Consider the following 23,136-nt stretch of genomic DNA (forward strand, 5'->3'; position numbering starts at 1 on the left):
CATGCCGACGGCATGCTTTTGCGGCCGGGTGCAAAGAGCGTTCAGGTGCTCCGCGGCAGGCAGCCGAGCGCTGCCAGAACGCCGTGCAGGGCGGGGATCTGCATCAGCCACGGCGAGGCCATGGTCAGCAGGCCGGCGCCAAGCACCAGCACGCCGGCCACGGTGCGCCAGCGGGGCTGCTGCAGCCAGCGCCCGATGCGTGCGCCCGACCAGGTGATGGACACCATCAGCGGCAGCGTGCCCAGGCCGAAGGCCGCCATGGTCAGGGCGCCGTTGCGCGCGTCGGCCTGCAGCCACGCCACGGCCAGCAGGGTGGTGCTGAGGCCGCACGGCAGCCAGCCCCACAACATGCCCAGGCCAATGCGCTTGGCCGTGCTGTCGGCCGGCAGCAGATGCCGCTGAAGCGGCCGCAATGCCCCCCACAGACGCTGCGCAGGACCGGCGAGGATGCCTGCGCCCGCCCGCGGGTTGAGGATCCGCATGGCAACCATCACCATCATCAGCCCCACGGCGGCGCGCAGGCCCCAGGCCAGCCAGTCGACGCGGACCACCCGCAGCAGGCCGTGGCCGAGTCCGCCGACGATGGCGCCGCCCAGGGTGTAGCCCAGCACCCGGCCGAGGTTCGGTTCAAACGCCGCCCGCCAGCTGCTGCGCGTGGACATGGCGGAAAATCCCGTGGCAATCCCCCCACACATGGCGGCGCAGTGGACGCCGCCCATCAGGCCCGCGAGCAGCGCGGCGCCAAGGGCAAGCCAGTCAATCGGCATCGCGTTCCCGTGCCTGGCCGGGCTGGACATCTTCCAGCCGGCCGGGTGGCGGCGCATCCTCGCTGAGAATGTCGATCGCCGCCGTGTCCAGATCCTCGAACTGGCCCTTGCGTACCGCCCAGACGAAGGTGCCGATCATGAGCAACAACAGGATCACGCTGATGGGGATCAGGACGAAAAGGATGTTCATGCCGCAGTCCTGGAATGTGCGCGTGGAACGCGCGTGAGCCGCAGGGCGTTGCCCACCACCAGCAGCGAAGACAGTGCCATGCCCAGCGCGGCCAGCCAGGGGGTCACCAGGCCGGCAATGGCCACCGGCAGGGCAATGATGTTGTAGCCCCCGGCCCAGACCAGGTTCTGGCGGACCACGCGACGCGTGCGGCGGGCGGTTTCCACCGCCTGCGGGACGCGCAGCAGCGAATTGCCGGTCAGCACCAGGTCGGCTGACTGCTGGGCCAACGCGGCGCCACCTGACAGCGCCAGGGAGACGTCGGCACCAGCGAGGACGGGAGCGTCGTTGAGACCATCACCCACCATTGCCACAACGCGGCCTTGGGCCTGCAGGGCGCGCGCATAGGCCAGCTTGTCCTCGGGGCTCTGACGGGCGTGGGCATGCTCGATGCCCAGACGCTTGGCGAAGTCGGCGACCGGCGCTTCAGCGTCGCCGCTGGACAGGTGCACGCGGATGCCCATTTCCCGCAGGCGCGCCACGGCGGCAGCGGCGTCAGCGCGGGTGGCTTCCTGAACCCGGAACCGGGCCACGGCGCGTTCGCCATTGCCCAGCCAGATGGCATCGTCATCGGCCTGTCCGGCCGCTGCGTACGCCGCCCGGCCCAGGTGCCAGCGCTGTCCATTGACGCTGCCTTCGATGCCCTGGCCGGGTACCGCACGGACTTCTTTGGCGGGATGCGGAGTTTCCAGGCCGGCGAAGGCGCGGGCCAGAGGGTGCCCGCTGTCGCTCTCCAGCGCTGCGGCGATCGAAAGCACCGTGTCACGATCCAGTTCCGCCAGCGGCGTGGCTTCCGAGAGGACGGGATGCCCATCGCTGAGGGTGCCGGTCTTGTCGAATACCAGATCGGTGACCCGGGCCAGCTGGTCGAGCGCGGATTCGCCCAGGGCCAGTACGCCCAGGCGGGCCAGGGTGCCGTGTGCGGCCGCCAGCGCGGCCGGCGCGGCCAAAGCCAGTGCGCATGGGCAGCTGATGACCAGCAGTGCCAGGGTGACCTCGAGGGCGCGGGACGGATCGTAGATGCGCCAGCCGATGTAAACCGCCACCGCCGCGATCAGCAGCCAGCTGACGAAGTGATGGGCGATGCGTTCGCCCACCACTGCCAGCGCGGGGCGCTGGGCCTGGGCCTTCTCGACCAGGGCGGTGAGCTGGGAGAGGCGGGTGCCGGCACCGGTCTCGTCCACCCGCAGGCGGGCAGGGCGCTCGCGGCACAGGGTGCCGGCGAAGACGCGCTCGCCGGCCCCGCGCGCCACGGGCGTCCATTCGCCGGTCAGCAGCGCTTCTTCGAAGCTGGACGGCTCAAGCAGGATCCCGTCGGCCGGGACCACGCCGCCGACTGCAACGTAGGCCACGTCGCCTGGCGAGAGCGCGGCAACCGGCACGGTCTCGCGCTGTCCATCGGGGCCTTCGCGCGCGGCGAAGGCCGGCCGGGCGCGTGCCAGGGCATCCACCTGGGCGCTGGCGGTGGCGCGAGCGCGCTGCTCGAGCATGCGCGCCACCAGCAGCAGGAACACGAACATCACCGCCGCGTCATACCAGACGTGGACGCCGCCGCGGACCGTTTCCAGCACGCTCGCACCCCAGGCCAGCAGGGTGGCACTGGCGATCAGGGTGTCCATGCCGAGGCGGCGCTGGACGAGTTCGCGCCAGGAGCCGAGCAGGAACGGCCAGCCGGCGTAGAAGACCACCGGCGTGGACAGCAGGAAGGTCACCCAGCGGAAGAAATCCCGCGTGGGGATGGGCATGGTGAAGTGGATGTCCAGGTACAGCGCTTCGGCCACCATCATGGCCTGCATGGCGCCGATCCCGGCCACGCCGATCCGGAGCAGGTCGCGGTTGCGCTGGCGGCGCTGCTCGCGTTCGCGCGCTTCGCCGGTGGCGAGATAGGGTCGGTAGCCGAGCGCGGCCAGGCGCCGCAGCGGCGCGGACAAACGGGTACGGGTGGGGTCCCAGGTGAGGCGGATACGGCCGGTCACGGCGTTGGCGCCGCTCTCGATGATGCCTTCTTCGCGCGACAGGGCCCGATCGATCAGCCACGCGCAGGCGGCGCAGCGCATGCCGTCGGTGAGCAGGGTGATCTCGCGCCCGCCCGGTACGTTGCGGGCATGTTCGGCCTGGACATCCTCGCGGTCCCATAGCGACAGGTCGTCATCCAGGGCGTCTTCGTCGATGCGGCTGGCCGGCGCGGTGCGCAGCCGGTAGTAATCGCCCAGGCGCGCGTCCTGGATCCATTCGGCCGCGGCGGCGCAGCCTTCGCAGCAGAACGAACGGGTAGTACCAGAGAGGGTGCGCTGCGCCGGCGATGCAGGCAGCGGATCGGCGCAGTGGTGACAGCCGGCGGCCTGCCGCGGAGAAACGGCGTCCGCGCGCAGGGTTGCGCCCGGCGCGACCGCGCTCATCGGTCGGGGCCGGCTTCCTGCAGGGCCGGTTGCAGGCGCGCGGCCAGCTCCCCGCGCGTCAGCCTGCCCTGCAGGCGCCACTCACGGTCGACCGGGGACAGGCGCAGGTTCCAGTCGTGGCTGGTGTCCACTTCGGCCTCAACGCGCCAGCCGATGTCGGACGGGTCCAGCTGAAGGCGCAGGTCCTCGGCGGAGCTGATCGGGTGGCTGAGCACCAGGTCCAGGGGCGCGCTGCGGGTGAAGCGCCCGCTCACCGGAAAGACTTCCACCGTGCCGGCCTCCAGGTCCAGACGGACCACGGCGACGTAGCGCCCGACGCGGGCTGCTTCGTCGGCACTCAGGTCGGTGACCTGCGCGCCGCGGGCGGTGCGTCGCACTTCATCCAGCACCGGATCGTCGCCGCCGGTGCGCAGCGCCGTGATCAGCAGGCCTACGCCGGCGATGATGGAAATCGCCGGCAATACGAAGACCAGGATCAGGACGTGGTTACGCCAGAAGGGGACTTTTTCATTCATTGCAGGGGACCAAAGAAGCTGCTGTCGACTTCCTGACGGACCTGGCCATCGGCCGATTCGATCAAGAAGGTGATTTCATGCCGGCCCGAGACACCGGCCGGTGCGGCAATGACCAGTGGCAGGGAGCGCACCTGCTGGGCGTCCAGGGAGACGACGTCATCGAGCATCAGTTGCAAGTCGTCGATGCCGCTTTCAATGGCGATATTGTACTGCGCCTGCTCGTTGCTCTTGTTGATGAGCTTCAGCGTGTAGCCATTTTCAACCCCCGTGGGGGTTTCGCGGTACAGCGCGTTGCGATCACGCAGGACCTCGGCGATCAGCGGGCTGCGCGTGCCAACGCCCCAGCCCCAGGCGAGCACCAGGGCAAGCAGGATGGTGCCGTAGATCATGATCCGCGGACGCATGACCCGGCTGGGCTTGCTGTCGATCGCGTTCTGGGTGGTGTAGCGGATCAGGCCCTGCGGATAGCCCATCTTGTCCATGACGTCGTCACAGGCGTCGATGCAGGCCCCACAGGCGATGCATTCGTATTGCAGGCCGTTGCGGATATCGATGCCGGTGGGGCAGACCTGCACGCAGATGGTGCAGTCGATGCAGTCGCCCAGTTGTTCGGGTGCGAACTTGGGCAGCGGCTCGGCTTCGATATCCAGCTCGTTGTCAAAGCTGATGGTGCCGCGCGCATGGGCGCGGTTATCGGCTGCGGTGGGATGCTGGGCCGAGCGGAACACGAAGTCGTAGGCGGTGATCTTGTCCAGCAGCCCGCGGCCGCGCTCAAACACGCTTTCCAGGCCACGTTTGCGCGGGCCGCGCGGCTCGCCGCGCATCGGGTCGTAGGCGATGATCAGCGTGTTGCGGTCAAACATCGCGCTCTGGAAGCGCGCGTAGGGGCACATGTACTTGCACACCTGTTCGCGCAGGAACCCGGCGTTGCCCCAGGTGGCCAGGGCGTAAAACAGCACCCAGAAGATTTCCCAGCCGCCCCATGCCAGCTGCGGCAGGCGTGCGCCCAGATCGGTGATGGGGGTGAAGAAGCCGACGAAGGTGAAGCCGGTCCACAGCGCCAGCACCAGCCACAGGATGTGCTTGCTGCCCTTGCGCAGGATCTTCTCCCGCGTCCACGGGCCGGCATCAAGCCGCATGCGCTGGTTGCGCTTGCCCTCGGTCCACTGCTCGATCCACAGGAACACCTCGGTCCACACGGTCTGGGGACAGGCGTAGCCGCAGAACAGGCGTCCGGCCAGGGCCGTGAAGAAAAACAGCGCCATCGAGGCGATGATCAGCAGCAGAGCCAGGAACACGAAGTCCTGCGGCCAGAAGGTCAGACCGAACACGTGGAACTGGCGGGCGGGCAGGTCGAACAGCACCGCCTGGCGGCCGTTCCAGCTCAGCCACGGGAACACATAGAACATCCCCAGCAGCCAGAACACGGCCAGCTTGCGCAGCCGGTCGAGGCGACCGTTTACTTCGCGGGGGTAGATTTTTCCTTCGCTGACGTAGTAGCTGTCGTGCCCTTCGTCATCGAGCATCTTGATAGGAATACGGCCGGACATAGGTGCTCAGTCGCCTGACAGCGTCCGGTTGAAGCGGCTTGCCGGTCGCAGCAGCCACCACGTAAACAGGCTGGAGGACGCCGTAGCCAGCCAGAAAACAAAGAAGCCGATCGTGTAGCCCAGGGTGCGGCTGATCGGGAGCCCGGGGAACGTCATGTCCCGCAGTTCCAGCGGGTCGACGTGGGCAAAAAACACCATGGTGGTCACGCCCGCGGCAAAGAAGCTCGGCCACAGGATTGCGCCGAGCCTTTGTGCCATCGGCCGGGGCGGGTGCTCCGGCGCGGATGGGCGGACCTGGTGACTCATTGCTGCCCGCTCCCGGGCGCCGCAGTGGCGACCGTGCCTTCCGGCGGGTTGGACAGCGACCACACATAGGCGGCCACCAGACGTGCGCGGGTTTCACCCAGCAGGTCGCGGTGAGCCGGCATCACGCCGTGCCGTCCCTCGGCGATGGTCTGGTGGATGGCTTCGGCACTGCCGCCGTAGACGTACTCCCCACGGGTCAGGTCGGGGGCACCCAGCGAGGGGTTGCCGGTGCCGTCTGCCATGTGACAGGCCACGCACAGGCCTTCGAACAGCCGTTCGCCACGGGTGGCGAAGAAGTCGCGCGGCGCGTCCGGCTGGGCCAGGGAGCGGGTGTAGGCAACGATCTGGGTCATCGCCTGGTCGCCGCCCATGCCCACCAGCACGGATTCCCACGGCGGCATGATGCCGTCGCGCCCGTCAAGGATCGTGGCCAGGATGTCTTCGGGTTCGCCGCCCCACAGCCAGTGGTCATCAGTGAGGTCGGGGTAGCCGATCGCACCCTGGGCGGTGGAGCCGTGGCAGGTGGCGCAGGTGTTGGCAAAAATCGAGCGTCCCAGCTGCAGCGCTTCGTCGTTGCGCGCCAGCACCGGGATCGGCTGGCCGGCGTGAACGGCAAACGTTTCTTCCAGCAGGGCGTCGTTGGCCGCGCGCTGGCGGTCGTGCTCGGAGGCCGAGCTCCAGTTGCTGAGGCCGGAGAAATTCCCAAGGCCCGGATACCAGGCCAGGTAGGCGACCCCGAACACGATGCTCAGGTAGAAGCCGTTCACCCACCACTTGGGCAGCGGCTTGTTGTACTCGGTGATGTCGCCATCCCAGACGTGGCCGGTGTCATCGGGAGCCGGGTCGCCGGGGCGACGACGGCCGGTCCACCACAGCAGCCACGTGTATCCGATGATGTGCGCGATCACCAGGACGGTTACAAACAGGGACCATCCCTGGGTCATGACTGCCTCTCCCTCACTTCTTCCAGTTCCTCTTCGTCAAGCGGCAGGCGCGCGGCTTCATCAAATGTGTACTTGCGACGCGGGCTCCAGGCCCAGGCCCAGCCGGCCAGAAACAGCACCAGCAGGATTACGGCTACGATTCCGGACACCATCTCATTGTCCTCTTGGTGCGTGGCGGCCGAGTCCCTGCAGGTAGGCGACCACGGCGTCGAGTTCGGTCTTGCCGCCCACTTCGTCGGCGGCTTCGGCGATCTGCTCATCGGAGTACGGGTCACCCAGGCGCTGCAGCGTGCGCAGGTGGCGGGTGATCTGTTCCGGATCGACCAGGCGCCGGTCCAGCCAGGGGTAGGACGGCATGTTGGATTCGGGCACCACGTCACGCGGGTTGATCAGGTGCACGCGGTGCCAGTCGTCGGAATAGCGGCCGCCCACACGGGCCAGGTCCGGCCCGGTGCGCTTGGAGCCCCACTGGAACGGGCGGTCGTAGACCGATTCTCCGGCCAGCGAATAATGGCCGTAGCGCTCGGTCTCGAAGCGCAGGGTGCGGATCATCTGCGAATGGCAGTTGTGGCACCCCTCGCGGACGTAGACATCGCGCCCGGCAAGTTCAAGCGGCGGATAGGGTTCAACCCCGGGCAGCGGTTCGATCGCTTCGGCCTGGTACATCAGCGGCACGATCTCGACCAGTCCCCCCATGGAGACCACCACCGCGATCAGGACCGCCATGAGGCCGATGTTTTTCTCGACCTTCTCGTGCGGGTTGTTTGGCTTGTTGGGCTCGTTGCTCATGCTTTCTTTGGTTCCAGACAATCAGGCGCGGGCGTTGGCGGCGTCGGGCGGCAGCACCGGCTGCGGAGCGCGGGTAGCACGCGCGGCGGCGAACGTCTTCCAGGTATTGACTGCCATCAGCACCATGCCGGAGACAATCAGCACGCCGCCCACAAGGCGCACGAAGTAGTAGGGATAGGTGGCGTTGAGTGCTTCGACAAAGGCATAGGTCAGCGTGCCGTCGGCGTTGGTGGCGCGCCACATCAGGCCCTGCATCATTCCGGCGATCCACATCGCCACGATGTAAAGCACCACGCCGATGGTGTGCACCCAGAAGTGGGCGTCGATCCACTTGGTGGAATACATGCCGTTCAGGCCCAGCAGGCGCGGCATCAGCGAGTAGATCGAACCGATGGAGATCATCGCCACCCAGCCCAGCGCACCGGCGTGCACGTGGCCGATGGTCCAGTCGGTGTAGTGGGACAGCGAGTTGACCGTCTTGATGCCCATCATCGGCCCCTCGAAGGTGGCGATCATGTAGAAGCTGATCGCGACGATGAGGAACTTCAGGATCGGGTCGGTGCGCAGCTTATGCCAGACGCCCGACAGGGTCATGATGCCGTTGATCGCACCGCCCCAGCTGGGGGCCAGCAGGATGATCGAGAACACCATGCCCACCGACTGCACCCAGTCCGGCAGCGCGGTGTAGTGCAGGTGGTGCGGGCCGGCCCACATGTAGATGGAGATCAGCGCCCAGAAGTGCACGATCGACAGCCGGTAGGAGTACACCGGGCGGCCGGCCTGCTTGGGCACGTAGTAGTACATCATGCCCAGGAAGCCCGCGGTCAGCAGGAAGCCCACCGCGTTGTGGCCGTACCACCACTGCACCATCGCATCGACCGCGCCGGTGTAGATGACGTACGACTTGCCCAGGCCTGCGGGCAGCGCCAGGTTGTTGACGATGTGCAGCAGCGCGATGGCGATGATGTAGGCGCCGTAGAACCAGTTGGCCACATAGATGTGTGACACCCGGCGCTTGGCGATGGTGCCGAAGAACAGCACTGCATAGGCGATCCAGACCACCGCGATGGCGATGTCGATCGGCCACTCCATCTCCGCGTATTCCTTGCTCTGGGTGATCCCCAGGGGCAGGGTGATGGCGGTGGCGACGATGACCGCCTGCCAGCCCCAGAACACGAACGAGGCCAGCCGGTCGGAGATCAGCCGCGCGTGGCAGGTCCGCTGCACCACGTGCAGGCTGGTGGCGAACAGCGCGCTGCCGCCGAAAGCGAAGATCACCGCGTTGGTGTGCAGCGGGCGCAGGCGGCCGTAGCTCAGCCACGAAATGCCCTCGAACAGGGTCGGCCAGAACAGCTGGGCGGCGATGACCACGCCCACCAGCATGCCCACGATGCCCCAGATCACCGTGGCGACGGCGAACTGGAGCACCACTTTGTCGTTGTAGTAGTCCTTGGTTGCGGATTCGGCCGACCCCACAGAGGGGGTGATGGCCGGAGCGATGCTGGTATCTGCCATGGTAGGGGTGTCTCTAGGTCCGGACGGTATTGTTGCGGTTGCAGGGCGGCATCAACTTGATCTGGATCAAGTCGGAATAACCCGCTTTCTGGCAGGCATTGGGTCGCGGGCACAGCCCGCTTTTGCCTTGAGTGCGACCGGGGGGTGCCCGGAAGTGCATCCGCGTGTAAAATCCCATCCATTGTAGGGCGTCCCGCTGTGAAATGCAGGGTGACCAAGCCCCTCGGGTCGTTAGCTCAGTCGGTAGAGCATCGGACTTTTAATCCGCTGGTCGCTGGTTCGAATCCAGCACGACCCACCATTTACCGCGGTCCCTGCCGGGGCCGGTCCGCCCACCGGTCCGGCTGTGGTCCGGCCCGCTTGCGACCAAAGTCTAAGTCCGCCGCAGCTTGCCGGAACGTGCCGCACGCGCGAAGCCGGCGCGGCCGCCCATGCTATGTTTCCCCGGCCCGTGCAGTGAAGGGACGCTGCCGCCGATAGGCCTTTCCAGGCCGTGGGTATGCCGTTGGTTCATGGAGTTGGTTGAATGCTGGCAAAGGATGGTCCTCCGCCCCCGGTGAGGCTTGCGGTCGTGGAGGACGACGCCGAATTCCGGGAGCAGATCCTGCTGCCGATCCTCACCCGTGCCGGCTTCGCAGTGACTGCCATGGGCAGCGCGCTGGAGCTCTACCGCGACCTGCTTTCTTCCAGTTATGACCTGGTACTGCTGGATGTCGGACTTCCGGACGAGGATGGCTTGAGCATCGCCGGGCGCCTGCGCGAGCGGTCGCCGTCACTGGGCATCGTGATGCTGACCGGAGTGGTGGGCGGCCACTGGCGCCAGCGTGCGCTGGAGGCCGGGGTGGATGCCTGGCTGGCCAAGCCGACGGACATGGATGAAGTCGTGGCCACCCTGCGCAACCTGGCCGGGCGGGTTGCGCGCGAGCGCTCCGTTGCGGGCGGGGGTGCAAGCGGATGGAGGCTGGAAGCCGGCGGCTGGCGGCTGGTTGCCCCGGACGACGCCGGGCTGGACCTGGGCATGGCCGAACGCGAGGTGCTGGTGCTGCTGGCGGACAACACCGGTGCGCCGGTGTCCCGCGAAGCGCTGATCGCCAGGCTTTCCGGCCGCGCCGAGGACTTCGACCCGCGCCGACTGGAAATGCTGGTCTACCGGCTGCGGCGCAAGTGCCGCGAGGAATTCGGCCAGGAGCTTCCGCTCAAGGCGGTGCGCGGTGTGGGCTACATGCTGGCCTGGTAGCGCGGCGGCCGTGCCTCCTGCCGGCTGTCTTCCACGGCCAGCGGCAGCTCGATGCAGATCCTGGTGCCCGACCCCTCCGCGCTTTGCACGTGGACCGTGCCGCCAAAGGCGGTCACCAGGTTGTGCACGATCGCCAGCCCCAGCCCGGTGCCCTGGCCGCAAGGCTTGGTGGTGAAGAACGGCTCGAACATCCGCGCCTGCACCCCGGCCGGAATGCCAGGCCCACCGTCTCGCAGCGCGATGCGCACGGCAGCCGGGTCGGCCAGTTCCAGCTCCAGTTCCACCCGCCCGCCCTGCGGCATGGCCTGGGCCGAGTTGGTGGCCAGGTTGAGCACCACCAGGTCGAACTGGGCGCGGTCGAAGACCACCGGTGAGGGGCCGGAAGCCAGGCTGACATCGAGCGTGATGCGCGGCCCCAGCGCCTGGCGCAGCATGGGCAGTATGTCTTCCAGCGCCTCGCCCGCCTCGAAACGCTCGGCCTTTGTGGCGTCGTAGCGGCTGAAGCTGAGCAGCCCGCGGGTGAGTGCGCTGGCGCGCTTTGCGGCCGACTCCATTCCGCCGACCGCTTGGCGCAGCTCGGCCTCGTGCTCGGCAGTCCTGGCCCGCTGGGCATAGCCCAGTATCAGGCCCAGCAGATGGTTGAAATCGTGCGCTACTCCGCTGGCCATGTGGCCGACGGTCTCGATCTTCTGTGCGTGCAGAAGTTGCTCCTGGGCGCGCTCGCGGGCCACGATTTCCGCTTCCAGGCGCCGGTTGGCAGTCTCCAACTCCTGTCCGCGCGCGATGGCGTCCGACAGGCTGTCGCGCAGCGAGCGCGTGCTCCGGTCCACCACCACCGCAATCACCAGGAACATCGTTGAGCGGATCACCGCATCGCCAAGCAGGTGCGACAGCGGCTCGCCCAGAATCCTGGCCTCGCTGACCGCCCCCATGGTCAGCGAGGCCGCCAGCACCGCATACATCATCCACAGCGCCCAGCGGCCGATCATCATCCCGGCCACGAACAGCCACATCACCTGCAGCGGCAGTTCGTGCACGTGCGCGGATATCCCCCGGCTGGCGTAGGTCAGCAGCAGCGTCGCGGCGACCACGGCCAGCATCTGCCGGATTGCCCACTGGAAATGGCCCCGGCGCACCAGGGCGAAGCAGAACAGGCTCATTGCCGAGAGGATCAGGCCCGTAGCCAGGCCCATGGTTTCACCCGGCCGCCAGGCGATGTCCGTGCCGAGGATGCGGTACAGCCAGAGCAATGGCACCGGGATACCGATGAGCAGCAGTACCAGTTGCAGCATCGGCGCATTGCGGCGGTCGACCGGATCGGCGATCGGCACGTGCTGCAGCCATTGCTGGGCGCGATGCCAGGGGCTTGGGGTTGCGCTCATAGGGGGGCGTGATCGCGGGTGAGCCAGTGTGCCGCAAGCGCCGCACAGCCGCAGGGGCTTCCTCACCGATAGTGAGTTTTGGCGGGTGTTGGTGGATGAGTCCGGCCTTGGCCGTGATTAATATCACGCTTTGTTGGTGAGCCAATTCGCAAAGCAGCGTTACTTTTCGCTGCCGCTGCCGCTGCGAGAGCTGCCGTTGTTGGTCACTTTTTGGCGCAATCCCTGTTGTCGGGGCCAGCAGCGCCGCTACAGGGTCGAAGCTCCCGGGGCCGGGAGTGGGGGAACCACCTGAGTTACCCGTCCGACGCACTTTTGCGCCGCAGCCAGTGGCTGCCTGTGTCAGCACTTTCCGCGCGTCCGTCGCGCCGTACGTCATCCATTGCCACCTGCGAACATCCCTAGGAGTCCGCTACATATGAACAAGATCTACAGCAAGGTTTGGAACAAGGAACTGGGCCAGCTCGTCGTGGCCTCGGAGTTTGCCCGGAGCGACAGCACCGGCGTGGTCCAGGGAGCAGGGGCCGCAACCTTGTTGCGCAGGTCGCTGCTGGCCGCGGTTATCGCGCCGATGCTGGCGCTGGCGGGATTGGCCGGATCAACCGCGTTCGCGCAGGACGCGAGCTGGACCGTGACCGACGGTGGCAACAACGGCGCCGTGATTGGCGATGGCGGCACCGTCGCTTTCCAGGGCGGCAGCAATATTTCGGTCGCGCAGACGGGCGACGACGATGCCGGCACCGTCGTGATCTCGCTCGACGATGAGGTCGACCTCGGAGCGGACGGGAGACTTACCATCGGCAACACGCTCGTGAACAACAGCGGCGTAAGGGTTGGAGGTACCGTCCTGAACAACGCCGGCCTCACTGTCGGCGGAGTTAACGTGACCACGGACGGCATCAATGCCGGCGGTACCGTGATCACCGGCGTCGCCGCAGGCGGTAATGCCACCGATGCGGTGAACTACGGGCAACATCAGGCCGTGGTCGCGGCCGCCAACACCGCTCAATCCACTGCCGAGGCAGCGCGGACCGCCGCTGAGGCGGCCGCGAACACCGCCGGCGCCGGCTGGAACATCAGCGCGGAAGATGGCGCCGCCGCGAACGTGGGCCCCGGAGACTCGGTGGACTTCAGCGGCGACGGCAATATCGAAGTCGTGCGCACCGATACCAACCTGGCCTTCAGCCTGGCCGACGAGATCGAGGTCGGGAGCATCGTCGTTGGCGCCGTTGACGGCGTTGGCGGCATGACCCTTGATGCAGATGGCATCGATGTCGACGGCAAGGTCATCACCGGTCTTGCCCATGGGGATATCGCGCTGGATAGCACCGACGCGGTCACCGGCCATCAGCTCCATAATGCGTTGTTCGAGGGAGGTACGGCGTTCGGCGTCCGCTACTTCCGGGTAAATTCTGAAGGAAACGACTCCCTCGCCTCGGGCGCTGAGTCAGTCGCTATCGGCCCCGATTCCGTCAGCGCAGGTGAAAGCAGCTTCGCCGCCGGTGATGGTGCGACCACGACCGCAACCGGCGAAGGCGCGATCGCGATGGGCCAGGGTGCCACCGCGGGCGGTGCGCAGACCGGTGGAGAAGCGGCGATAGCGATCGGTCGCGAGAGTGCGGCCAGCGGCAACAGTGCCGTGGCCCTGGGCGACGGGGCCAGTGCCGCTGCTGGTAACGCCACGGCGGTGGGCGCTAATGCGACGGCATCTGGCGGCGGCAGTATTGCCATTGGCAACGCTGAGGCCGTTGCTGCTAACTCCTTTGCTGCCGGTTCCGGTGCAATCGCCGCCACGAGGGATTCAATCGCCCTTGGCGCAGGCGCAGGGCAGGGGACCGGGTCGGAAATAAATGACCCCGGACAGCGTCATTCATTTATTGCGATTGGAAGAGATGCAGGGCAGAACGTAGACGGCAACCAGGCTATTTCGATCGGCGTGGCGGCAGGCTCGAACTCGGCTGGCAGCAACCAGGTCGCCATTGGTGCAGAAGCTGGCGCTTCGTTGAGCGGAGAGCGCAATGTTTCCTTGGGATACCAGGCAAACAGGGCGACTGGGGACGTGGACCATGCTGTTGCCGTCGGTGGGTTGACCAGGGCGATGAGCGATGCGGTCGCACTGGGCTATGGTGCCAATGCAGACTATTCATCCATAGCCTTGGGTGCTGGAGCACGGGCTGAAGATGCGAGCGTTGCACTAGGCCACAACTCCCATGCGCTGCAAGTTTCTGGAACCAGTTTTCAAACGGGTGTCGCGTATACGGGACCGTCAGTCTCAGTGGGCAACGCGGCAACCAAGCTTACGCGCCGGATTACGAATGTGGAAGATGGCGCTGATGGCTACGATGCCGTCAACGTCAGGCAGCTGGAGTCGCTGAAGGAAACCCTGGGTTCTTTTGATCCTGAGTCCGGCGGTAACGTCAACTACAACGCCGACGGGACCATAACCGTCGAAGCGGCAACTGCTGCCGATCGGGCCGTTAATCTGGCCCAGATGAATGCCGCTATCGCGGAAGAACGGCCGCGGTTCTTCAGCATCAATCCGAATGGCGACTCAGCTAATGAAAATGGTGAAGGCGCGCTCGGGCCGGACAGCGCAAACAGCATGGCGATAGGCCATGCCGCTGCCATCGACTCCGCACAAAGAGCGACTGCCGTTGGATACAACGTCAGGGTCAAGGGGGAAGATGGCACGGCATTGGGTAGCGGCAGCATCGTGGATGATGCTGCTGGAGTAGCCGTTGGAAGCGGGGCATATAGCCGCGGTACGAACTCACTGGCAATTGGTACCGATGCCCAGACAGAAGAGAAAGGCGTTGGACAGTTGGCTGATAATGCTATTGCCATTGGCACGAGTGCCCGGGCATCCGATGATAGTGCTTCCGCGTTAGGTCATCATGCGACCGCTTCGGGCGCACGGTCGTCGGCGGTAGGTTATAGAGCTCACGCGGAAGGCATTAACTCATTGTCTTTCGGGACCACCTCTCACGCTAGCAATCTCAACTCTCAAGCGAGTGGCACCAACGCGATGGCGAGCGGTGAAAGTTCGCAGGCCAGCGGCACAAATGCCAGTGCCCATCGCGAAAACGCGATCGCCACCGGCACTGGTGCCGCCGGCTGGGCATTCGACGGCATTGCTCTGGGCAGTGAGGCGGTAGCCGGCTTCGAGGACCCGGCCAACATCGACCCGGACGGCAACACGGGTGCGATTGCCATTGGCGCGAGCGCCTCAGCGATCTATCGTCACGCAATCGCACTGGGTGTGGACGCGCATTCCGACGCGGAATCCTCCACCGCAATTGGCGACTCTTCCCAGGCGACTGCCGAGGATGCGTTGGCGATCGGGTCCAAGGCTGGCGCTTCCGCGCAAAATGCGTTGGCGATCGGGTCCGAGGCCGGCGCTTCCGCGCAAAATGCTTCGGCGCTCGGCCGGAGTGCGGCGGCCACCGCGGTGGATGCAATGGCAATGGGCACCAATGCCCAAGCCACCGGAATCCGCGCGTCCGCAATCGGCCAGGGTGCGGACGCCGATTCTCAGGATGCGCTTGCCGTTGGCACCGGGGCCCGCGCAGCTGCCCTGAACGCAGTGGCCTTTGGCCAGGGCGCGCGTGCGACGCATGCGAATGCGGTTGCGTTGGGCGCGGGATCGGAGACCGCGGAAGTGGTGCGCACGCCAAACGCCGAGATTGACGGCATCACCTACAACTATGCCGGCGCCACTGACGGGGTGACATCGACTGTCAGCGTTGGCCGGGTGGGTGCGGAACGCACCATCACCAACGTCGCTGCCGGTCGTGTCGACGAGGAAAGCACCGATGCCATCAACGGCAGCCAGCTATACGGCACCAACATGGCGCTGGAATCACTGGCCGACGATCTGGATACCGCGGGCCAGTCCATCGCCGACGTGCTGGGCGGCAACGCCGCCTACGACCCGGATACGCACCAGGTCACGATGACCAATGTTGGCGGTACCGGTGAGGACACCGTCCATGAGGCCATCGAGTACGCAGCGCAGGGCTGGGACGTGGGTGTCAACAGCGAAGCTGGCGCAAATGTCGCTCCGGGCGGCTCCGTCGACTTCAGCAACACCGACGAAAATATCGTCATCGCACGTGACGGTACCAATCTGACGTTCGACCTGGCCGACGATCTGACTATCGGCAACAGAATCACGACCACGAACCTGACGGTCGGGGGCGAAACCCGACTGGGCGACAACTTCTTCGTCAACAACGACGGCGAGGTGTACTACAACGATGCGGAGATCGCCACCCAGAACGATGGCCTGAACTTCGCCGGAAATACCGGCGACATGATCAGCAGGACCCTGGGCGATCCCACGCCGCTGACCATTTGGGGCGGTCTGGCCGACGGCAAAGCTTCCACCGGCGCCAACCTGCGCGTGGACAGCGACGGCGAGAGGCTGAACCTGGTGATGGCGCGTGACCTGACCGATCTGGACAGTGTCATCATCAACGGCGGTCTGGAGATCAGCGGCGACGGCATCGACATGGCGGGCCAACAGATCAGCAACCTGGCCGATGGCGACGAGGACCACCACGCGGTCAATCTGGGGCAGCTGAACGCGGTCCGTGATGCTGTCAGCGCGGGTTGGACGGTGACGGACGCGGAAAACAATGCCGCCGGCATCGGACCGGGTGGCGAGGTGGCTTTCGTGGGTGACGACAACATCACGGTCGTCCAGACCGGTGCGGACGATGCCGGCGTGGTGGAAATTGCGTTGAACGACTCGATCACTCTGGGTGACGGCGATGAGGCGGTGACGATCGACGGTGACAGAGGCCTCGTCAGCGTGGGCGATACCGCCATCGACGGTGAAGGCGTGGCGGTGACCGATGGAACGGGAAGCAGCACTGAAGTGGATGCCGGGACGATCTCGGTGTCCGACGCAGATGGTGAGACGCTCATCAGCGGCAACCAGGTGTCGATTGGCAACCAGATCATGATCAACGGAGGATCGGGCACCATTGAAGGGTTGACCAACGTGGACCTTGACGGCGCCGACTTTGCGCAGGCGGGTCGTGCGGCCACCGAAGAGCAGCTGAGCTTGGTCAATGAGACCGCCAACATGGGCTGGAACGTCAGCGCCAACGGGGATGGCGCCACAGCCAACGTCGCGCCGGGCAGCACGGTGGACTTCAGCAATGATGACGGAAACATCGTCGTCAGCCGCGACGACACGGACCTGAACTTCAATCTGGCCGGCGACATCGCCGTGGACAGCCTGGCCCTGAACGGCACAGCTGGCGCGGACGGCCTGACCATCCGCGGTGCCCGGGGGACACCGGGCGTGGGTGGCACTGGTGGCATCACGCGCATTGTCTATACCGACGATGAAGGCAATGATCGCGAAGTAGCAACCATGGACGATGGACTGGTGTTCGCCGGCAACACCGGCGATGACATCGCCAGGACGCTGGGCGAGACGTTGACCGTCTCCGGCGAGCTTGAAGAGGGTAAAGATGCCACCGGCGACAACCTGCGCGTCGATAGCGCAGATGGTCAGCTCAACCTGGTGATGGCGCAGGACCTGACCGACCTGAACAGCATCACCATCAACAACGGTGGGCCGGTGATCAGCAGCGGCGGTATCGACATGAACGATAACCGCATTACCAACCTGGCCGATGGCACCGAGGATGATCACGCGGTCAACCTTGGACAGTTGGAGGGTGTCGAAGCGATCGCCAACCGTGGCTGGGACATCAGCACCAACGATGGCGATCTTGCCAACGTGGCACCTGGCGACTCGGTGAACTTTGCCGATGACGGCAACGTGCTGGTCAGCAATGTGGTGGGTGATGATGGCGAGCACACCGTTGCGCTCGCGCTCAACCCCGACCTGACCGATCTGGACAGCATTGGCCTGAATGGCATCGATGGCCAGGCTGGTCTGACCATCCGTGGCGGCGATGGCTCGCCGGGTCTGGATGGCGCAGACGGCATTACCCGCATCATCTACGAAGACGCCGACGGCACTCCGCATGAAGTGGCGACCCTGAATGACGGCCTCACCTTCGTCGGCAACACCGGCGATGACATCGCCAAGACGCTGGGCGAGACGCTGACCATCTCGGGTGAGCTTGAAGAGGGTAAAGATGCCACCGACGCCAACCTGCGCGTCGACAGCGCCGATGGCCAGCTCAACCTGGTGATGGCGCAGGACCTGACCGACCTGAACAGCATCACCATCAACAACGGTGGGCCGGTGATCAGCAGCGGCGGTATCGACATGAGCGCTAATCGCATCACCAATCTGGCCCGCGGCGTCGACGGTGCCGACGCGGTCAACGTGGATCAGCTGAACGAGGTCAGCGATGCGGCCAACGCCGGCTGGAACATCTCGGTGGACGGCGAAGGAGCCACCGCCGACAACAACGTCGGGCCGGGTGGCACGGTGGACTTCGCTAACACGGACGACAATATCGTGGTCGCCCGCGATGGGACGGATCTGGTATTCGACCTGTCAGATGAACTGGAGATCGGAACCAGCATCACGGTTGACGACAACGTCTTCATCGACACCACCGGCGTGGCGATCGGTACCGACGTTCACCTGGGCAATACCGGCCTGGTGATCAACGGCGGCCCGAGCGTGACCCTGACGGGGATCGATGCCGGGAACATGGTCATCACCAACGTGGCCCCCGGCGAGATCAGCGCCACCAGCACCGATGCCATCAACGGCAGCCAGCTGCACGGCATGGGTGATTCGATCGTGAACGTGATCGGCGGCAACGCCGAGCTCAACCCGGATGGCACCATCGTCACCAGCGACATTGGTGGCACCGGTCACGACAACATCGACGATGCGATCCGCTCGGCCAACGATGCGGCCAACGCCGGCTGGACGGCGACCGATGCGGGCGGCAACGACGCCAACATCGGCCCGAACGGCTCGGTGGCCTTCACCGGCGACGGCAACATCAGCGTGGCCCAGACCGGCGATGACAACAGCGGTGAGATCGAAATCACCCTCAACCGTGACCTCGATGTGGACAGCATCACCGCCGGCGACACCGTGATCGATACGGATGGCGTGCGGGTGGGCGATGACGTGCACCTGGGCGATACCGGCCTGGTGATCGAGGGCGGCCCGAGCGTGACCACCGACGGCATCGACGCCGGTGGCAGCGTGATCACCAACGTTGCGGCCGGCGTGAACGACACCGACGCCGCCAACGTGGGCCAGCTCAACCAGGTTGCGGGTGACGTGAACGACCTCGGCGACCGCATGGATGTGGTGGAAGGCGATGTCAGCGACCTGCAGGCCGGCGCGACCGGTCCGTTCCAGGTCAGCCAGGAAGCGCCGATCGTGGCTCCAACTCCAACCGGTGCGAACTCGGCGGCTGGCGGCAGCGGTGCGGACGCCAGCGGTGACAATTCCACTGCCCTGGGCAACCAGGCCGTGGCCAGCGGTGCCAACAGCACCGCGGTCGGCCAGGGCGCGCAGGCCGCGCACGACAACAGCGTGGCGCTGGGCCAGGGGTCGGCGACGACCGTGGGTGCCCAGTCCGGTTACGACGCGGCCTACGTGGGCAGCAGCAGTTCGTCGGGCGAGGTCAACGTTGGCAACCGCACCATCTCCGGCGTTGCGCCGGGCGTGGCGGGCAACGACGCGGTCAACGTCAACCAGCTCAACGCCGGCGTCAACCATGCAGTGGTCACGGCCAATGACTACACCGACCAGCGCATCAACCAGGTGCAGGGCGATGTGTGGCACCTGCACGGGCGCGTTGACGACCTGGAGAAGAGCATCAACTCGGGCGTGGCGACCGCGATGGCCATGCGCCAGGCGCCGTACGTGGCCGGGGCGACGACGTACTTCGCCGGTTTTGGTGCCTACAAGGACCAGGGCGCGCTGGGCGTGAGCCTGCGGCGGACCGCAGACAACGGCCGCTGGAGCCTGGAAGGCGGGTTCTCCGCCAACCGTGACGGTGCCGGCGGTTACGTCGGCGTGAGCGGCGTGCTCGGCAGCAAGTGACCAGGCGCCGCCGCCCCCGGCTTGGCTAGGGGCGGCGGCAACCCGCAGGATTCGAATCTAGAGGAATGACATACATGTGGAACAGGAACATGATCCGCCGGTCGCTGGCCCTTGCCCTGCTGCCGCTGTGCGCCGCGGCGCTGCACGCAACGGACCTGGTGGTCCCCGCCGGGGCTGATGTGCCCATCCAGGGCGTCGTGGGTGAAACCGAATTTCCGGACGTCGACCGCGCTTGGCTGCGCGGCGGTGATTTCGTCAACGTGGACAACCTGCGCCAGATCGGGCGCGGGATGAGCAAGAACCAGATCCGCTCGCTGCTGGGCAACCCGCACTTCAGCGAGGGGATCGGCGGCGTATCGCGCTGGGACTACGTGTTCAACTTCCGCACCGGCGTGGATACGCACGTGACCTGCCAGTATCAGCTCAACTATGAGCGCCCCGAGCGGCGTTACCTGGTCGAGTCGATCCACTGGGACGGCCCGGCCTGCCTGGACGTGCTGAACGCGGCACCCGCGCCCGTGGCCGTGGCGCCGGAGCCGGTGGTCCATACCCTGTCGGCCGATGCGCTGTTCGCCTTCGACCGCTCCGGCGTGCGGGACATCCTGCCCGAGGGGCAAAAGGAAGTGGCCGAGCTGGCCGCCAGCCTCAGCGGCGACGACCAGGTCCGCATCAGCGTGGTGGGCCACGCCGACCGGCTCGGCAATGCCGATTACAACCAGCGGCTGTCCGAACAGCGCGCCAATACGGTCCGTGATCTGCTGGTCCAGGACGGCATTCCCGCCGCCAGCATCACCGCTTCCGGTCGCGGTTCGACCCAGCCGGTGACGAGCTGCGATGCCGGACTGGGGCGTGACGCGCTGGTCGCGTGCCTGCGGCCCGATCGCCGCGTGGAGATCGAGGTCAGCGGCCAGCGCTGACCGGCAAGGGCTCCGCCTGACGACCCCGCTTCCCGACCGCTGTGCACCGCGGATCCGGGTGCGGGGTTTTTTATTCCATCTCCCGCACGGTCTCCAGCACCATGTCCCCGTACCGTGCCAGCTTGCCCGCACCGATGCCGCCGATTCCGGCCAGTTCGGCCTCGGTCGTGGGACGCTCGGCGGCAATGCCGCGCAGGGTGGCGTCGTGGAAGATCACGTAGGCGGGTACGTTTTGTTCCCGTGCCAGGCGGGCGCGCATCTCGCGCAGTGCCTCGAACAGGGACAAGTCGGCCGAGGCCAGCTCCACCTGGGGAGCTGATGCCCGCGAGGCGCCGCTGCGGTCCCGCTCACGCCGGGGCGGAGTGATCCTGCGCAGCATCACCCGTTCGCCGCCGGTGAGCACCGGCCGGCTGGCGGCCGTCAGGCGCAGACCGCCATAGCCTTCGCCATCCACTTCCAGCAGGCCGTGGGCAACCAGCTGGCGGAACACGCCGCGCCAGCTGCGGGCGTCCATGTCGGCGCCAATACCATGGGTGCTGAGCCGATCGTGGCCGAACTGGCGGACCTTTTCGTTGTCCGAGCCGCGCAGGACGTCGATCACGTGCGCCGCGCCGAAACGCTGACCGCTGCGATAGACGCAGCTGAGCGCTTTCTGCGCAGCCTCGGTGGCGTCCCAGGCTTCCGGCGGGTGCAGGCAGTTGTCGCAGTTGCCGCAGGCCTCCGGATACTCCTCGCCGAAGTTGGCCAGCAGCACCTGGCGCCGGCAGCGCATGGATTCGCAGTAGCCGACGAGGGCGTCCAGCTTGCGGTTTTCCAGGCGCTTGCGCTCCTCGCCGGAGTCGGACTGGGCGATCATCTGCCGCAGCAGCACCAGGTCGCCCAGGCCGTACGCCATCCAGGCGTCGGCGGGTTCGCCATCGCGGCCGGCGCGGCCGGTTTCCTGGTAGTAGCCCTCGATCGACTTGGGCAGGTCCATGTGGGCGACAAAGCGCACGTCCGGCTTGTCGATGCCCATGCCGAAGGCGATGGTGGCCACCACCACCACGCCATCTTCGTGCAGGAACCTGCGCTGGTTGGCGGCCCGGATGCGGGCATCGATGCCCGCGTGGTAGGGCACGGCGTCAATCCCGTGTTCCGCCAGATACTCCGCGAACTCCTCCACCTTGCGTCGCGACAGGCAGTAGACGATGCCGGCCTCGCCCTGGTGGGCCTGCAGGAAATCCAGCAGCTGGCGCTTGGCGCTGTCCTTCTGCACTACGGTGTAGCGGATGTTGGCACGGTCGAACGAGCTGACGAAGCGGCGCGCATCTTCCAGTTGCAGGCGCTCGGCGATCTCCCGCTGGGTGGGCGGATCGGCGGTGGCGGTAAGCGCCACCCGCGGCACCTGCGGCCAGCGCTCGTGGAGCACGGTGAGCTCGCGGTATTCACGGCGGAAGTCGTGCCCCCACTGGGAAACGCAGTGCGCTTCGTCGATCGCGAACAGCGCCAGCGGCGCCCGGTCCATCAGCGATAGGAAACGCGGGGTCAGCAGCCGTTCCGGGGCCACGTAGAGCAGGTCAATCTCCCCATTCAGCAACTGGCGTTCGATTGCCTGGGCGGCATCGGCCTCCAGGGTGGAGTTGAGATATGCGGCGCGCACGCCCAGCTGATTCAGGGCTTCGACCTGGTCCTGCATCAGCGCAATCAGCGGCGATACCACGATCGCCGTGCCTTCACGCAACAGGGCGGGCAGTTGGTAGCACAGCGACTTGCCGCCGCCCGTGGGCATCAACACCAGGGCGTCGTTGCCGGACGCGACGTGCTCGACAATGGCGGCCTGCTCGCCGCGGAACGCGGAATGGCCAAAGACGCGCTGCAGGACTTCCAGCGCAGATTGCTCTTGTGGGGATGACATGCCCACAAGGATACCGGCGCGATGCCCGCCGGCCTATCGGGCAATTCCCTCCACGCGTGTCGGAAAGCGTCGGGAATCCCGGCGCTACGCTATTGCAGGAGCGAGCGCAGCATCCAGGCGTACTTTTCGTGGGTCTGCAGGCGCTGGGTCACCAGATCTTCGGTCGGCGCGTCGTCGGCGTCATCGGCCTCATCCAGCACCTTGCGGGCCGTGCGGCACACCGCTTCGTTGCCTTCCACCAGCTGGCGGACCATCTCCTCCCAGGACTGGGCCTTGGTGGCGCCGGGCGCCTCGGCGATCGTGCTCAGCTGGGTGAATTCCGTATACGAGCCCGGCGCGTTGAAGCCCAGCGCGCGGATGCGTTCGGCAATTTCATCCAGCGCTTGCCACTGCTCCGTGTACTGCTCTTCGAACATGGCGTGCAGCGAATTGAACATCGGGCCGGTCACGTTCCAGTGGAAGTTGTGGGTCTTCAGATACAGGCTGAAGCTGTCCGCCAGCAGGCGGGACAGCCCCTGGGAGATCTTCTGGCGGTCCTTGTCGTCAATGCCGATATCCACTGCCGGGCCGGAACTGCCAGGCCCAGGCGAGGCGGCGGGAAGAGCAGTTTTCTTGCCCTTGCTGGATTTGGTGGTCTTGCTTGACTGGGTCTTGGCCATGGCTTGATCTCCCTGACATGCTGGAAAGGCG

The 23,136-nt window shown here is 66.3% G+C and carries 16 protein-coding genes and 1 tRNA gene; 4 read left to right on the forward strand and 13 right to left on the reverse strand.

Going from position 1 to position 23,136, the window contains the following annotated elements; all coding sequences use genetic code 11:
- Nucleotides 1-41: 41 nt before the first annotated feature.
- From ACW7G3_RS08385 to ccoN, 10 genes are read right to left on the reverse strand one after another with little or no spacing between them, the layout of a single operon-like run.
- Nucleotides 42-824, reverse strand: coding sequence for a sulfite exporter TauE/SafE family protein (locus ACW7G3_RS08385; protein WP_456982261.1), 783 nt, complete (start codon nucleotides 822-824; stop codon nucleotides 42-44).
- Nucleotides 757-957, reverse strand: a complete 201-nt coding sequence (gene ccoS, locus ACW7G3_RS08390; RefSeq protein WP_456973544.1) for a cbb3-type cytochrome oxidase assembly protein CcoS — start codon at nucleotides 955-957, stop codon at nucleotides 757-759. Before ccoS ends, ACW7G3_RS08385 begins: the two co-directional genes overlap by 68 nt.
- Nucleotides 954-3,395: a heavy metal translocating P-type ATPase gene (locus ACW7G3_RS08395; protein ID WP_456982263.1), complete on the reverse strand. Its 2,442-nt coding sequence runs from the start codon at nucleotides 3,393-3,395 to the stop codon at nucleotides 954-956. The genes ccoS and ACW7G3_RS08395 overlap by 4 nt, the downstream gene beginning before the upstream one ends.
- A complete protein-coding gene (locus tag ACW7G3_RS08400; protein WP_456973540.1) occupies nucleotides 3,392-3,910 on the reverse strand; it encodes a FixH family protein in 519 nt (172 codons plus the stop codon). Before ACW7G3_RS08400 ends, ACW7G3_RS08395 begins: the two co-directional genes overlap by 4 nt.
- A complete protein-coding gene (locus ACW7G3_RS08405; protein ID WP_456982265.1) occupies nucleotides 3,907-5,436 on the reverse strand; it encodes a 4Fe-4S dicluster domain-containing protein in 1,530 nt (509 codons plus the stop codon). The genes ACW7G3_RS08400 and ACW7G3_RS08405 overlap by 4 nt, the downstream gene beginning before the upstream one ends.
- Nucleotides 5,437-5,466: 30 nt before the next feature.
- The gene (locus ACW7G3_RS08410) at nucleotides 5,467-5,766 is read right to left on the reverse strand and encodes a hypothetical protein (RefSeq protein ID WP_456973536.1); all 300 of its coding nucleotides are present in this window, start codon (nucleotides 5,764-5,766) and stop codon (nucleotides 5,467-5,469) included.
- A complete protein-coding gene (gene ccoP / locus ACW7G3_RS08415) occupies nucleotides 5,763-6,710 on the reverse strand; it encodes a cytochrome-c oxidase, cbb3-type subunit III (RefSeq protein WP_456973534.1) in 948 nt (315 codons plus the stop codon). Before ccoP ends, ACW7G3_RS08410 begins: the two co-directional genes overlap by 4 nt.
- Entirely contained in the window at nucleotides 6,707-6,859 is a 153-nt protein-coding gene (locus ACW7G3_RS08420; RefSeq protein WP_456973532.1) for a CcoQ/FixQ family Cbb3-type cytochrome c oxidase assembly chaperone, read from the reverse strand. The genes ccoP and ACW7G3_RS08420 overlap by 4 nt, the downstream gene beginning before the upstream one ends.
- A 4-nt stretch (nucleotides 6,860-6,863) precedes the next feature.
- Nucleotides 6,864-7,499, reverse strand: a complete 636-nt coding sequence (ccoO, locus tag ACW7G3_RS08425) for a cytochrome-c oxidase, cbb3-type subunit II (RefSeq protein ID WP_456982267.1) — start codon at nucleotides 7,497-7,499, stop codon at nucleotides 6,864-6,866.
- A gap of 21 nt (nucleotides 7,500-7,520) precedes the next feature.
- Nucleotides 7,521-9,014, reverse strand: coding sequence for a cytochrome-c oxidase, cbb3-type subunit I (gene ccoN / locus ACW7G3_RS08430; RefSeq protein ID WP_456973528.1), 1,494 nt, complete (start codon nucleotides 9,012-9,014; stop codon nucleotides 7,521-7,523).
- 225 nt (nucleotides 9,015-9,239) lie between these two features.
- Here ccoN and ACW7G3_RS08435 point away from each other — a divergent pair.
- Both ACW7G3_RS08435 and ACW7G3_RS08440 read left to right on the forward strand, forming a co-directional pair.
- Nucleotides 9,240-9,315, forward strand: a tRNA-Lys gene (locus tag ACW7G3_RS08435).
- Nucleotides 9,316-9,540: 225 nt separating this feature from the next.
- Nucleotides 9,541-10,251: a response regulator transcription factor gene (locus ACW7G3_RS08440; protein WP_456973526.1), complete on the forward strand. Its 711-nt coding sequence runs from the start codon at nucleotides 9,541-9,543 to the stop codon at nucleotides 10,249-10,251.
- On the opposite strand, the gene ACW7G3_RS08445 is transcribed toward ACW7G3_RS08440, so the two are convergent.
- Entirely contained in the window at nucleotides 10,233-11,633 is a 1,401-nt protein-coding gene (locus tag ACW7G3_RS08445; RefSeq protein WP_456982269.1) for a sensor histidine kinase, read from the reverse strand. The two genes, ACW7G3_RS08440 and ACW7G3_RS08445, sit on opposite strands and share 19 nt — an antisense overlap.
- A 415-nt stretch (nucleotides 11,634-12,048) precedes the next feature.
- On the opposite strand from ACW7G3_RS08445, the gene ACW7G3_RS08450 reads away from it, so the two are divergent.
- Entirely contained in the window at nucleotides 12,049-19,635 is a 7,587-nt protein-coding gene (locus tag ACW7G3_RS08450; protein ID WP_456982271.1) for an ESPR-type extended signal peptide-containing protein, read from the forward strand.
- A 74-nt stretch (nucleotides 19,636-19,709) separates the two neighbouring features.
- Entirely contained in the window at nucleotides 19,710-20,552 is an 843-nt protein-coding gene (locus ACW7G3_RS08455; protein WP_456982273.1) for an OmpA family protein, read from the forward strand.
- A 70-nt stretch (nucleotides 20,553-20,622) separates the two neighbouring features.
- On the opposite strand, the gene recQ is transcribed toward ACW7G3_RS08455, so the two are convergent.
- Together recQ and ACW7G3_RS08465 are read right to left on the reverse strand one after the other, a co-directional pair.
- Nucleotides 20,623-22,446, reverse strand: coding sequence for a DNA helicase RecQ (gene recQ / locus ACW7G3_RS08460; protein WP_456982275.1), 1,824 nt, complete (start codon nucleotides 22,444-22,446; stop codon nucleotides 20,623-20,625).
- A gap of 89 nt (nucleotides 22,447-22,535) precedes the next feature.
- A complete protein-coding gene (locus ACW7G3_RS08465; protein ID WP_456982277.1) occupies nucleotides 22,536-23,105 on the reverse strand; it encodes a Dps family protein in 570 nt (189 codons plus the stop codon).
- Nucleotides 23,106-23,136 lie beyond the last annotated feature (31 nt).

This window comes from Luteimonas sp. A478, from assembly GCF_054052025.1.

Coding starts and splice junctions, on each gene's coding strand:
- ACW7G3_RS08385 (WP_456982261.1), bottom strand. CDS start 824: ATGCGCCGCCACCCGGCCGGCTGGAAGATGTCCAGCCCGGCCAGGCAC.
- ccoS (WP_456973544.1), bottom strand. CDS start 957: ATGAACATCCTTTTCGTCCTGATCCCCATCAGCGTGATCCTGTTGTTG.
- ACW7G3_RS08395 (WP_456982263.1), bottom strand. CDS start 3,395: ATGAGCGCGGTCGCGCCGGGCGCAACCCTGCGCGCGGACGCCGTTTCT.
- ACW7G3_RS08400 (WP_456973540.1), bottom strand. CDS start 3,910: ATGAATGAAAAAGTCCCCTTCTGGCGTAACCACGTCCTGATCCTGGTC.
- ACW7G3_RS08405 (WP_456982265.1), bottom strand. CDS start 5,436: ATGCTCGATGACGAAGGGCACGACAGCTACTACGTCAGCGAAGGAAAA.
- ACW7G3_RS08410 (WP_456973536.1), bottom strand. CDS start 5,766: ATGAGTCACCAGGTCCGCCCATCCGCGCCGGAGCACCCGCCCCGGCCG.
- ccoP (WP_456973534.1), bottom strand. CDS start 6,710: ATGACCCAGGGATGGTCCCTGTTTGTAACCGTCCTGGTGATCGCGCAC.
- ccoO (WP_456982267.1), bottom strand. CDS start 7,499: ATGAGCAACGAGCCCAACAAGCCAAACAACCCGCACGAGAAGGTCGAG.
- ccoN (WP_456973528.1), bottom strand. CDS start 9,014: ATGGCAGATACCAGCATCGCTCCGGCCATCACCCCCTCTGTGGGGTCG.
- ACW7G3_RS08440 (WP_456973526.1), top strand. CDS start 9,541: ATGCTGGCAAAGGATGGTCCTCCGCCCCCGGTGAGGCTTGCGGTCGTG.
- ACW7G3_RS08445 (WP_456982269.1), bottom strand. CDS start 11,633: ATGAGCGCAACCCCAAGCCCCTGGCATCGCGCCCAGCAATGGCTGCAG.
- ACW7G3_RS08450 (WP_456982271.1), top strand. CDS start 12,049: ATGAACAAGATCTACAGCAAGGTTTGGAACAAGGAACTGGGCCAGCTC.
- ACW7G3_RS08455 (WP_456982273.1), top strand. CDS start 19,710: ATGTGGAACAGGAACATGATCCGCCGGTCGCTGGCCCTTGCCCTGCTG.
- recQ (WP_456982275.1), bottom strand. CDS start 22,446: ATGTCATCCCCACAAGAGCAATCTGCGCTGGAAGTCCTGCAGCGCGTC.
- ACW7G3_RS08465 (WP_456982277.1), bottom strand. CDS start 23,105: ATGGCCAAGACCCAGTCAAGCAAGACCACCAAATCCAGCAAGGGCAAG.